At 36.9% G+C, this 13,144-nt stretch carries 12 protein-coding genes; all 12 read right to left on the bottom strand.

What is annotated here, in order from left to right:
• Nucleotides 1-187 precede the first annotated feature (187 nt).
• Nucleotides 188-1,480 (bottom strand): SpoIVB peptidase, encoded by a 1,293-nt coding sequence (gene spoIVB / locus JFU23_RS08830; RefSeq protein ID WP_002015079.1) that lies wholly within the window; start codon nucleotides 1,478-1,480, stop codon nucleotides 188-190.
• 119 nt (nucleotides 1,481-1,599) lie between these two features.
• Entirely contained in the window at nucleotides 1,600-3,339 is a 1,740-nt protein-coding gene (gene recN, locus JFU23_RS08835) for a DNA repair protein RecN (protein ID WP_002088564.1), read from the bottom strand.
• A gap of 270 nt (nucleotides 3,340-3,609) precedes the next feature.
• Nucleotides 3,610-4,059, bottom strand: coding sequence for an arginine repressor ArgR (gene argR / locus JFU23_RS08840; RefSeq protein WP_002015076.1), 450 nt, complete (start codon nucleotides 4,057-4,059; stop codon nucleotides 3,610-3,612).
• A 142-nt stretch (nucleotides 4,060-4,201) separates the two neighbouring features.
• On the bottom strand, nucleotides 4,202-5,041 hold the full coding sequence (locus JFU23_RS08845; RefSeq protein WP_002015074.1) for a TlyA family RNA methyltransferase: 840 nt from the start codon (nucleotides 5,039-5,041) through the stop codon (nucleotides 4,202-4,204).
• A gap of 3 nt (nucleotides 5,042-5,044) precedes the next feature.
• A complete protein-coding gene (gene dxs, locus JFU23_RS08850; RefSeq protein ID WP_002190646.1) occupies nucleotides 5,045-6,937 on the bottom strand; it encodes a 1-deoxy-D-xylulose-5-phosphate synthase in 1,893 nt (630 codons plus the stop codon).
• Between the two features lie 307 nt (nucleotides 6,938-7,244).
• Nucleotides 7,245-8,138, bottom strand: a complete 894-nt coding sequence (ispA, locus tag JFU23_RS08855) for a (2E,6E)-farnesyl diphosphate synthase (RefSeq protein ID WP_002015072.1) — start codon at nucleotides 8,136-8,138, stop codon at nucleotides 7,245-7,247.
• Nucleotides 8,138-8,368: an exodeoxyribonuclease VII small subunit gene (xseB, locus tag JFU23_RS08860; protein ID WP_000428422.1), complete on the bottom strand. Its 231-nt coding sequence runs from the start codon at nucleotides 8,366-8,368 to the stop codon at nucleotides 8,138-8,140. Before xseB ends, ispA begins: the two co-directional genes overlap by 1 nt.
• Nucleotides 8,358-9,716, bottom strand: a complete 1,359-nt coding sequence (gene xseA, locus JFU23_RS08865; protein ID WP_002015068.1) for an exodeoxyribonuclease VII large subunit — start codon at nucleotides 9,714-9,716, stop codon at nucleotides 8,358-8,360. The genes xseB and xseA overlap by 11 nt, the downstream gene beginning before the upstream one ends.
• A gap of 26 nt (nucleotides 9,717-9,742) precedes the next feature.
• Entirely contained in the window at nucleotides 9,743-10,603 is an 861-nt protein-coding gene (gene folD / locus JFU23_RS08870) for a bifunctional methylenetetrahydrofolate dehydrogenase/methenyltetrahydrofolate cyclohydrolase FolD (protein ID WP_002067081.1), read from the bottom strand.
• Nucleotides 10,604-10,626: 23 nt separating this feature from the next.
• Complete coding sequence (gene nusB, locus JFU23_RS08875) at nucleotides 10,627-11,019, bottom strand: N utilization substance protein NusB (protein ID WP_002067080.1); 393 nt, start codon at nucleotides 11,017-11,019, stop codon at nucleotides 10,627-10,629.
• Between the two features lie 347 nt (nucleotides 11,020-11,366).
• The gene (locus JFU23_RS08880; RefSeq protein ID WP_000807630.1) at nucleotides 11,367-11,759 is read right to left on the bottom strand and encodes an Asp23/Gls24 family envelope stress response protein; all 393 of its coding nucleotides are present in this window, start codon (nucleotides 11,757-11,759) and stop codon (nucleotides 11,367-11,369) included.
• A 22-nt stretch (nucleotides 11,760-11,781) separates the two neighbouring features.
• Nucleotides 11,782-13,134 (bottom strand): acetyl-CoA carboxylase biotin carboxylase subunit, encoded by a 1,353-nt coding sequence (gene accC, locus JFU23_RS08885; protein ID WP_002015065.1) that lies wholly within the window; start codon nucleotides 13,132-13,134, stop codon nucleotides 11,782-11,784.
• Nucleotides 13,135-13,144 lie beyond the last annotated feature (10 nt).

Consider the following 13,144-nt stretch of genomic DNA (forward strand, 5'->3'; position numbering starts at 1 on the left):
TTACTTTCCGATAAAATCACAAAAAAATATGTTTATCGTTCATTTTTTTACTTTCGCAACACATTCCATCATAGAATTACAGCGAAACGTTCAACCCTTTGCTTATATCTTACAACAAAAAACAGCTCTTGCGGAGCTTTTACAAAATTTCAACGAATTTTTCAAAAGAAAAGCGAGCTAATATGTATTAGCTCGCTTTTTTCTCTTGATCATAAATATTAATTCCAGCCTCATGTAACATCCATTCAATATGAACACCGTATCCTGACGTTGGATCATTTACAAATACATGTGTAACCGCACCAATTACTTTCCCATTTTGTACAATCGGACTTCCACTCATTCCTTGTACAATACCACCCGTTTTTGCTAGTAAACGTTTATCTGTCACTTTTATAACCATACCTTTTGTAGCTGGGAACTTTTGTGGTACCGTACTAACAACTTCAATATCAAACGCTTCCACCTTATCTTGATCAATAACTGTTAATATTTTCGCTGGCCCTTCTTTTACTTGATGGGATAATGCGATAGGCATTGCTTTATCCATTATGCCGTTTGTCATATCTGTGTTTAATTTCCCAAAAATACCATACGGGCTATTTATTGTAATATTACCAATCACTTCACGATCCGGTGAAAATCTTGCTAATTTTTCTCCCGGGTTCCCGTGACTTCCTCTTTCAATAGACGTTACTGTCGAACGCATAATTTGTCCATCTTCTACTTGAATTGGCTTTTTTGTATCATTATCGGAAATTACATGACCAAGCGCTCCATATTTCATAGAATCTGGATGTACAAATGTCATCGTTCCGATACCAGCTGCTGAATCACGAATATACAGTCCAATTCGGTAAGAGGATTCACCATTGTCTTTTTGTGGTGTTAGCTTAGCACGAATATATTTTCCATCTCTTAATAAAACAAGATTAAGCGGTTCACCTGTTTCTCCACTATTATGAATAAATGGTGCTACATCACTCATTCTTTCAATTGTTTTACCATTGATTTCAGTAATCATATCTCCAATCTGTACACCAGCTGTTTCACCAGGAGATACTTTACCCTTTTCAGTTTGAATTAAATGATGGCCTACAACAAGTACACCTTTTGTGTTCAATTTTACACCAATCGATTGTCCACCTGGAATAACTTTAAAATCTTTTAATACTTTCACATTTACTTTTTTCACTGGAAAACCAGCAAGTTGAAACACCATATCAGCTTCACCATTTTGGTGAGAATTTACCATAAGTTCTTGTTCATTTGAACTTACAGTAAATACATTACGATTTGTAGATGCAGCCTTAAAAACTGGTAATGATGCTATTTCTGATTGTTGTCCTTCAAAAACAACAAGTTGCTTCGGAGATGAAATAAACGTTCGAAGCGGTTTAAAACATCCAATAAAAACTAGAGAAACAAGGAGACAAAGACCTATTATTTTTCGAAATCTTTCTAATTTCAATTTGTTCACTCTCCTCGCTCCTACCCCACATTCAGCCTCTTGGCTTCACTTTTTAATCTCTCCTTGCAGCGCTTTATTTATAACCGGAAGAATTAAGAAATCGTCATTTGAGAAAAAAAAGCTATCCATTACTGGATAGCCTCTGCTGTCTGTTTGAAATGATGCGCTTGCGTAAGTAACTCTTTCGCATGCTCTGTCGTTAAATCTGTAATTTCAACACCAGAAATCATTCGAGCAATTTCTGTTACTTTTTCATCCGTACTTAACACAGTAACCGATGTAATCGTACGATCATTCGCCACTTGTTTTCTAATAAATAAATGAGAGTCCGCCATTGAAGCTACTTGAGGTAAGTGCGTAATACAAAGTACTTGCGAGTTTACTGATACACGATAAATTTTTTCCGCAATAGCCTGTGCAACCCGACCACTCACACCCGTATCCACTTCATCAAAAATAACAGATGCAACACCTTGATGCTTAGAAAAAATGCTTTTTAAAGCTAAAATAATACGAGATAACTCTCCGCCAGAAGCGACCTTTGAAAGTGGCTTTAACGGTTCACCCGGATTCGTTGAAATATAAAATTCCACATGATCGTAGCCATCCGCCGTAAGTTTTACCGGTGTTCCTTCCACGAGAGGTTCTTCTACATTTCCTACCCTCTTCATAATTCTCACTTCAAATTTCGTTTTTTCCATATATAGTTCTTTTAATTCTTGATGAATAGCGCTTGTAAGATGATCTGCAAGCTCATGACGCATAGTACTTAACAACGTTGCTTCTTTTACAATAACACCTTCTAATTTCGTTAACTGCTTTCTCGTCGTTTCAATATGTACGTCTTTATTTTCAATCGTAAAAATTTCTTGTTCAATTTTATCAGCATACGCTAAAATCTCTTCTACAGTATTTCCATACTTTCTCTTTAACATACGGATTTCATTCAAACGTGTTTCAATTTCATCTAGACGTTTCGGATCATATTCCATCATATCTAATTTTTCTCTAAGCTGGTATGCAACTTCTTCTAATAAGTAATAACTATTTGCAATAGAATCATGATTTTCTTGATACGCTTCATCTAAGTGCGTAATACTCTCCATTTGTCCCATTGCATTTCTTACGTGATCCAATCCCTGTCCGTCTCCACTTAACGAACGATACGCATCTCCTAGTGCTTTATAAATCTTTTCAAAATTGGAGATTTTTAATCGTTCCTCAGTCAATTCATATTCTTCATCCATTTTTAAATCCGCCTTACGAATTTCTTCATGTTGGAATTGAATTAAATCTAGACGATGGGCCATTTGTTGTTCATTTTCACTTAAAGATTTCAGCTGTTTTTTTAACTTCTCATAGTCTGTATATACATTTTGATATATGCCCAATTGTTTAACAATGCGATTTCCATCAAAATGATCAAGCATAAACATATGACGCTCTTCATTCATTAAATCTTGTGTTTCATGCTGTCCATGAATATCAACTAGCGTTTTTCCAATCTCTTTTAATATGCTGAGTGTAACAAGTTTCCCATTTACTCGACAGACACTTTTTCCGTTCGCAGCGATGTCACGCTTCAAAATAATCATGCCATCTTCTATTTCTATATCTAACTCTTCTGCCTTTGCGATACATGGATGTTTGTCATCTTCTACATAGAATAAGCCTTCTATCTCAGCCTTTTCTGTTCCATATCGAACAAATTCTGCTGAACCACGGCCACCAACAAGCAAACTAATTGCATCAATAATAATGGATTTTCCAGCTCCTGTTTCACCACTTAAAACGGTTAAACCTTTTTGAAAAGAAATATTTAATGCCTCAATAATAGCAAAGTTTCTGATCGATAATTCCGATAACAATGCCCCATTCACCTCGTTATAAACTAATCCCCTATTAAGGGCTTTTCTCAGTATTCTTCATTCAAATAGTTATACTATATGTTTGTATGTATAAATTACTCTTCTAACCCGCTCCATTGTACCAAACATTCGTTTTACGGGTCAATCCACCTATTTTCTAACTTCATTCAAAAAAAATAATGTATTGTATTTGAAAATCCGTATTTTTCGCCAATAAAAATATCTTGTTTACTTCCCACTTTACAGAGGAAAGTAAACAAGATTTTTCTGTTAAAGCATATTTAAGAAACGATCAGAGACAACACCTGTATCTTCAGGTGTACGGCAAATAATTAAGCAAGTATCATCACCACAAATGGTTCCGACAATCTCATCCCACTCTAAATGATCAATGAGTGCCCCAAGTGAATGAGCGTTACCAGGCAATGTTTTTAGCACCAGCATATGTCCTGCCGTGTCTAATTTTACAAATGAATCCACTAGATTTCGTTTTAATTTTTGCAACGGATTAAATCGTTGATCTGCTGGCAAGCTATATTTATAGCGGCCATCATGTAATGGCACCTTCACTAAGTGCAGTTCTTTAATATCGCGCGATACTGTTGCTTGCGTTACATTAAACCCCACATTACGTAAAATATCAACTAGTTCATCTTGTGTTTCAATTTCTTTGTTAGCAATAATTTCCCTGATTTTAATATGGCGCTGACCTTTATTCATACATTTGCACCTCACACTATCTCTTACCATAGTTTAAACATTGGTATACTTCATTTATTTATGTTACCGTATAATCCATTACTTGTACACAATTGTTTTTACAATCATTATACGATTACAACAAAAAGAGGAACAACATATGTTATTCCCCTTTCCCTTTTTGTTTTAGAACATCATGTGCTTCTGTAACAACTTGCTCAATAGAAACCGGAGAATGATTTTCGCCATTCTCACGCTCACCGTGCCACTTTAGATGAATTAAAAATTCAATATTTCCATCCCCGCCTGTAATTGGTGAGAATGTTAAACCTTCGATATTATAGCCTTCCTTAAGAGCAAAATCGACAATCATTTCCACGACAGCTTCATGTACTTTTCTATCACGAACAATGCCTTTTTTCCCGACTTGTTCTCGTCCAGCTTCAAACTGAGGTTTAATCAATGCAGCTACATCACCATTTGGCATAAGCATTGTTTTTAAAACCGGCAATATAAGCCTTAATGATATAAATGAAACATCAATACTTGCAAACTGCGGTAAACCACGCTCTAAATCTGCCGGTGTCACGTAACGGAAGTTCGTTCGTTCCATCACAACAACACGCTCATCTTGACGCAATTTCCACGCAAGTTGATTATATCCTACATCTAATGCGTAGGATAACTTCGCCCCATTTTGAAGCGCACAGTCTGTAAAACCACCAGTTGATGAACCAATATCTATCATAACCTTATCTTGTAAATCAAGTTGAAATGTTTCTAATGCCTTTTCAAGCTTATAACCACCACGGCTTACATACGGCATGACTTGCCCTTTCACCGTAATCTCCGTATCTTGTGAGATTTTCTCCCCTGGCTTATCGAGTCTCATTTCATTCGCATATACAAGACCTGCCATAACAGCACGTTTAGCCTTCTCACGCGTTTCTATAAGTCCTCGCTCTACTAATAGTACATCTACTCTTTCTTTTTTTACGCTCATTTGTTACGCCCTTTTTTGTTTTGATGGAATCATTGTATGAATACGGTCTACAACAGCATCTGTTGTTAAACCAATTTCTTCTAACAGTTTTGTTACACTACCATGCTCTATGAAGCGATCAGGAATACCCATTCGTTCAATTAAAGCACTATGGTATCCGTTCTCAGAAGCAAATTCAACTACTCCCGTTCCAAAGCCACCGATTAAACAAGCCTCTTCAATCGTTAAAATCGGTATATTTTCCCCTAAAAGCTCATGTAAATATGCTTCGTCCATCGGCTTAATAAAGCGAGCATTCACTACTTTCACTGATACTCCAGCTTGTTCAAGACGCTCAGCTGCTTCCATTGCCATCGGGATTGTCGTACCAAACGTTAAAATTGCTGCTTGTGTGCCTTCTTTTAACGTTTCCCATGTACCGATTGGAATCGCCTTTAATTCTTCATCCATTTGAACACCAAGTCCATTTCCGCGTGCATAACGTAAAGCAATCGGTCCATCTTCGTATTGCATCGCTGTATATACTAAATGTTGACCTTCATTTTCATCTTTCGGCATCATAAGCACCATATTCGGCAAGTGGCGTAAAAACGCGATGTCAAATACACCTTGATGCGTTTCACCGTCTGCTCCTACTAATCCAGAGCGATCTATTCCAATGAAAACATTTAAATTTTGGCGACAAATATCATGAACAACTTGGTCGTATGCTCTTTGTAAAAATGTTGAATAAATTGCTAAGAACGGCTTCATCCCTTGTGTTGCCATACCAGCTGCCATTGTTGTAGCATGCTGCTCTGCAATACCTACATCAATCATGCGATCCGGAAATTCTTTTTGGAATTTCTCAAGTTTCGATCCAACAGGCATTGCAGGCGTAATTGCAACGATACGTTCATCCGTTCTCGCTAGCTTAAGCACTGTTTCACTAACAACAGCACTCCATGCTGGTGCAACTTCTTTCGGTTTAACGAAGTCACCTGACTCAATTTTATACGATCCTGTTCCATGCCAAGTTCCAATAACGTCACTTTCAGCTGGTTTATAACCTTTTCCTTTTTTCGTAATAACATGAACAAGTACTGGGCCTTTTGTTTTCTTTGCATATTGCAACGTTTCGAATAACTTTTCATAATCATGCCCATCGACCGGACCTAAATATGTAAAGCCTAATTCTTCAAAAAAGACGCCTGATACTAGTAAATATTTTAGACTATCTTTTATTTTCTCTGCTGTCGCAGCAACTTTCCCGCCGACTGCTGGGATTTTCTTCAATATATACTCTAGTTCATCTTTTACCCAATGGTACTTCCCTGCGGTACGTAAACGACCAAGTACATTATGAAGTGCACCGACGTTTGGTGCAATTGACATTTCATTGTCATTCAAAATAACAATCATGTCCGTTTTTTCATGCCCAATGTGGTTCAATGCCTCTAAAGCCATTCCGCCTGTTAATGCACCATCGCCAATGATTGGTATAACGTATTCTTCCGTTTTCTTTAAATCACGTGCTAGAGCCATTCCCATTGCAGCAGATAACGACGTTGAACTATGACCAGTTTCCCAAACATCATGCTCACTCTCGCAGCGTTTTGGAAAACCACATAGACCTTGGTATTGCCTTAATGTGCCGAATTCTTTCGCACGCCCTGTTAAAATTTTATGTACATAGGATTGATGTCCTACGTCCCATAAAAACTTATCTTTCGGACTATCAAATAATTTATGCAGAGCAATTGTGAGTTCTACTACACCTAAATTAGGTGCAATATGTCCACCTGTTTGAGAGAGCTCTTCAATTAAAAACTTACGAATATCCTCACTCAACCCCTCTAGTTCACTGATAGACATATCTTTCAAAAAACTAGGGTTTTGAATTTGCGTTAGATCCACATGGATCACTCACTTTCATTTCATAATCTGTCAACATGTCAAATATTATAAGAAACATTTACACAACACAAGAAATTATCTTTTCTATTCTTTTTATCTTGTCCTGCTTTCAGAAAACACTTCCATTTTTTCACTTATCATATTATACATCATATTTCTTTACGTGATGAAAAAAATAGCCGCTAACACGAAGTGATAACGGCAATGTAATCTACATATATTTTTGCCAATAACAAGAAAAGAAAAACCTTTCCTACATTTATATCATAAAATGATGAATGACTCAACAAATGGAAACGCTGTTATATTAGTTATTACGTTTTGCGATTAAATCACAAATAGATAGTAAATATTCATCTTGTAATTGTAAGGAGCTAATAGAATCTTTTGCTTTTGCAATTTTCTCCTCTAAAATAGATTTTGCTCTATCTACAGTAAATAACGTCGTATATGTGCTCTTCTCGTTGGAAGCATCACTACCAATCGGTTTTCCAATCTCTTCTTCTGTTCCTTCTACATCCAAAATATCATCTCTAATTTGGAAAGCTAGACCGATATATTTCGCAAATGCAAGTAACTTCTCTTCTTGCTCTTCTGTAGCATCAGAAAGTATCGCGCCTGCAAGTACAGCAAACTCAAGTAGTTTACCTGTCTTATGATTATGAATGTACTCTAATTCATTAATTGTAAGTCGTTTTCCTTCAGCTTCCATATCTGCCACTTGCCCAGCAACCATTCCTTCAGGTCCTGCTGCTTTCGCAAGCTCAAGTACAAGTCTTACTTTTTTTTCAGCAGAGATTTCTTTTTGCTCATATGCCATAATAACTTGAAAAGCATATGTCAACAAACCATCTCCCGCTAAAACTGCCATTGCTTCACCAAATACTTTATGATTTGTAGGCTTTCCTCGTCTTAGATCATCATCATCCATACAAGGTAAATCATCATGAATTAACGAATATGTATGAATCATTTCAAGGGCACAAGCTGCACCCACTCCAAGATTTCTTTCTTTCCCAAACGCTTGTAACGTTGCAAATAAAAGTAACGGGCGGAGACGTTTCCCACCCGCTTCCAAAGAATATGCCATCGCTTCACGAAGCACATTTGGACATTGTAATTCATTTGCATAGCTTACAAGCTTTTCTTCTACGAAAGTTTTACTCTCTTTCAAAAAAGCATCAAAAGCTATATGTGTCACTATGCTTCATCTCCTAAAGCAGTAAACGGTTTAAGCTCTCCATCTTCCCCAAGGATAACTGCCATTTGTTCTTGTACATCTTTCAATTTCTCATCACAAAGCTTAGATAATTCCATGCCTTCCTTAAAATAAGAAATTGCTTCCTCTAAAGGTACATCACCTTGTTCAAGCTTAGAAACGAGATGCTCAAGCTGCGAAATTGCTTCTTCAAAGCTTAACTTATTTTCCATTATTCAATTCACGCTCCTCTATGCTTGATACGCTACAATCTAGTATTCCATCTTGTAATTGAACCGAAACAGCATCTCCAAGGCTAACATCTTTCACGCTTTTTAATACTTGTTTCTCTTCATCGTATACAAGCCCATACCCTCTCATCATTACTTTAAGCGGGCTTAATACCTCAAGCTTTTGAGCCGCTCTCACAAATACGAACTCCTTCGTTTGAAGTAATGTTTGCATTTCACGTTGCAACTGCTTTTGCAACGTTTCAATTGCCGTTTTCGTTTGTATAATTTTTTGAGATGGGTGGTGCTTTTCTAAATAAAATGAAAGTTGCTTTAATTGATTTACTTTTTTATCTATATAACGCTCTTTCGCTAAAACAAGTTGTTCAAGAGCCCTGTCTAACTGCTCTTCTTTTTGCTCGTACACTTGCCTTGGATAACGGAACGCATAAGATTTTTGTAACACTTGCAGTTTTTCTTCTTTTTTATGTACTCTCTCTCTCATTGCTCTTTGCAATCTCAGAGTTCTTTGTAATACCTTTTCTTGTAACTCTATAGTATTAGGTACCGCCAACTCAGCTGCTGCAGTCGGTGTTGGTGCACGTAAATCCGCGACAAAATCTGCAATTGTAAAATCTGTTTCATGGCCTACAGCCGAAATAATCGGAATCTCACTTGTGAAAATTTCTCTTGCAACTACTTCCTCATTAAAGGCCCATAATTCTTCAATAGAGCCTCCACCACGTCCAACAATTAAAACATCAATATCTCCCATTTCATTCGCTGTACGAATTGCTTGTACAATCGAGGGAGCTGCTGACTCCCCTTGTACAAGTACAGGAAACACAATAACATTTCCAATTGGATAACGACGTTTAATTGTTGTTATAATATCGCGAATTGCTGCTCCTGTTGGCGACGTGATTACACCTATTGTTTTAGCATACGGAGGAATTATTTTTTTATAAACTTGAGAAAACAAGCCCTCTTCCTCTAAACGAACTTTTAATTGCTCATAAGCTAAATGCAAGTTTCCAATTCCGTCAGGCTGCATGTCTTGAATATAAATTTGATAAGAACCACTCGCCTCATAAACAGAAATCTTTCCTTTTACAAGTACTTTCATTCCATTTTCCGGTCTGAATTTAATGTTACGATTATGACCCGCAAACATAACCGCTGCAATTCTTGCATTTTCATCTTTCAATGTAAAATACATATGACCACGACTATGATATTTAAAGTTGGAAATTTCTCCTTTTAACCAAACAGACTGCAAATGCGGATCATACTCTATTTTTGTTTTAATATAGCGTGTTAATGCTGTAACGGTTAAATATTGTTTCTCCATTTCTCTCTCCTCATAGCCGATTCAAATTATTGACAAACAACACCTGCACGCTTTGCAGACTCCACAGTGTTGTGAAGAAGCATTGTAATAGTCATTGGGCCGACTCCTTTTGGCACAGGCGTAATGTAACCTGCAACGTCTAATACATTGTCAAAATCAACATCACCACAAAGTTTGCCTGTTTCTAAACGGTTAACACCAACATCAATTACAACCGCACCCTCTTTAATATAGTCAGCTGTTACCATTTTCGGTCGTCCAACGGCTACGATTAAAATATCAGCTAACTTCGATAATTCTTTTATATTTTGCGTCTTAGAATGACAATATGTGACAGTTGCATTTTCATTTAAAAACAGTTGCCCCACTGGTTTACCAACAATATTACTTCTTCCAATTACAACAACATGCTTTCCAGAAATATCAAGATTCGTTTCTTTTACTAATTCTAAAATGCCATGCGGTGTACATGGAAGGAATGTGTCTTGTCCCGTCATCATACGTCCTACGCTGATTGGGTGAAATCCATCTACATCCTTTTCCGGTGAAATTCTTTCAATGATAGCTTTTTCTTCAATATGTTTTGGTAAAGGTAATTGTACCAATATGCCATTAATGCGGTCGTCTCCATTTAAGCGATCGATTTCAGCAAGCAAACGCTCCTCAGTAATCGTTTCAGGAAGTTCAATTAGCTCTGAATAGATTCCTACTTGCTCACAGCCTTTTTCTTTTCCTTTTACATAAGAACGAGATGCTGGATCTTCTCCAACTAAAATAACTGCTAATCCTGGTACAATCCCTTGCTCTTTTAACTTCACAACTTTTTCTTTTAATTGTGCTCGTTTTTTCTCCGCAACTTCATTTCCTTTGATGATTACTGCTACCATTTTAAGTTTCCCCCTTAAAGAAATTACAGTGTATCTTTTATATTAGATAAAACGCCGTTAATAAAACGACGAGATTCCTCATCCCCAAATGTTTTTGCGATTTCAATTGCTTCGTTAATTGTTACATTGTGCGGAATTTCTTCCATGTATTTCATCTCACACACAGCTACACGTAAAATACTGCGATCAACAATACTAATACGCTCAAGCTTCCACTTTTTTAAATTTTGACGAATTGCTGCGTCAATTTCTTCTTTGTTGTCTACAAATCCTACAACAAGTGATTCTAGAAACTCATTTGTTTCTTCGCCTTCATCTAGCGTATTTTCCACCGCTACTTTCGGTTCTAATTCACCTGTAATATCCATTTGGTATAATGCTTGCATTGCTCTTTCTCTAGCCGTCCTACGTTTCATTGTAACTCTCCTTTATACTTCAAGTCTTTCCTTATGTTTTGTTATATTATTATAATTTATAAGCCGTCAATTCACTTACTCTTGCAGTTTTCATTGATTTTCCAACCTTATAATACAATGATAATAACACAATTTATCGTTTCACACACGGGGTACAAGGCTGAAAAATAATAAAAAGATTAACTTCAAGTTCCATATCTTATCACAATGTACGTTTTTTGGAAAAATGAAACATACCGTTTTATTTTTCTTTTTTTTGAAATAGTATAATAATTAGAGGGTTTTAATTTGTGAAGAAATGAAACGATAAAAAAGATGCCTATTTTACTAGGCACCTTTTTCCACTCTTACACTGGTTCGATTTCTGTTTTTTGTGTTTCGAATGTTACGCCAACGATGTGAACGTTCACTTCTTTTGGCTCAAGTCCTGTCATTGTAAAGAGTGCTTGGCGAATATTGTCTTGAATTTTTTGTGCAACAACCGGAATCGCTACACCAAAATACATCACAACATAAAGGTCAACAATAATATCTTCGTTTGCTAATTCAACCTTTACACCTTTACCATGATTTTTCTTACCTAACTTCTCAACAACATCTGTAGCAAAATTACCACGCATTGCCGCTACACCTTCTACTTCAGCAGCTGCAATACCTGCAATTACTTCGATTACTTCTGGTGCAATTTCTACTTTTCCAAGAGTTGTATCTTGACCCATATCTAACATATGTTCAGCCATGAAAAAAACCTCCTTTAATGTATCACTGCGTCACAAGTTCATGCTCTTCCAAAAATTTCGTGTTAAACTCACCTTTTACAAAATCAGGGTGCTCTAGCAATTGCAAATGGAACGGGATTGTTGTATGTACGCCTTCAATGACAAACTCACTGAGCGCTCGCTTCATTTTTGCAATTGCCTCTTCACGTGTTTTTCCGTGAACAATTAATTTAGCAACCATCGAATCATAGAAAGGTGGTATTGAATATCCCGGATATACAGCTGAATCGACGCGAATACCAAATCCGCCTGGTGGTAAGTACATTTCTACTTTACCTGGAGATGGCATAAATTTTTTGGCAGGGTTTTCCGCATTAATTCGACATTCCATTGCCCAACCATTAAATTGTACTTCTTCTTGCTGTAACGATAACTTTTCTCCAGAAGCAACAAGAATTTGTTCTTTAATTAAATCCATCCCTGTTACCATTTCAGTAACTGGATGTTCAACTTGGATTCTCGTATTCATCTCCATGAAATAAAAGCTTTTCGTTTTATATTCATAAATAAACTCAACCGTACCAGCACCTGTATAATCAACCGCTACCGCCGCTTTAACTGCTGCCTCACCCATTTGCTTGCGAATATTCTCATCAAGTGCAGGTGATGGACTTTCTTCTAATAGTTTTTGCAGACGGCGCTGAATTGTACAATCACGCTCTCCTAAATGAATGGCATTTCCATGTGTATCTGCCATTATTTGAATCTCAACATGGCGGAAATCTTCAACGTACTTCTCCAAGTATACACCAGGGTTCCCAAAAGCGGTACTGGCTTCTTGCTGTGTAATTTGAATTCCTTTTACAAGCTCTTCTTCATGGCGTGCAACACGAATACCTTTTCCGCCGCCACCTGCAGTCGCTTTAATGATAACTGGATATCCAAGTTGATTAGCAAGCTCGATCGCTTCTTCGGTATTTTTAATAATACCTTGTGAACCTGGTACAATCGGAACCCCTGCTTCTTTCATTGTATCACGTGCAACGTCTTTTGTGCCCATCTTTGAAATGGCTTCTGGGCTTGGACCGATAAAAATCAAGTTACACTCACGGCATAATTCTGCAAAATCTGCATTCTCTGCTAAAAATCCATATCCCGGATGAATTGCATCACAACCTGTTAATTTCGCAACACTAATAATGTTCGTCAAATTTAAATAGCTTTCTTTTGAAATCGTTGGTCCAACACAATACGCTTCATCTGCAATTTGCACATGAAGTGACTCTTTGTCTGCTTCTGAATAAATTGCAACTGTTTCAATATCCATTTCTTTACAAGCACGAATAATTCGTACAGCAATTTCCCCACGATTGGCTATTAATACTTTTTTTATCATCACAAAGACT

The organism is Bacillus sp. TH50 (assembly GCF_016650565.1).
GTDB classification, from domain to species: domain Bacteria; phylum Bacillota; class Bacilli; order Bacillales; family Bacillaceae_G; genus Bacillus_A; species Bacillus_A mycoides.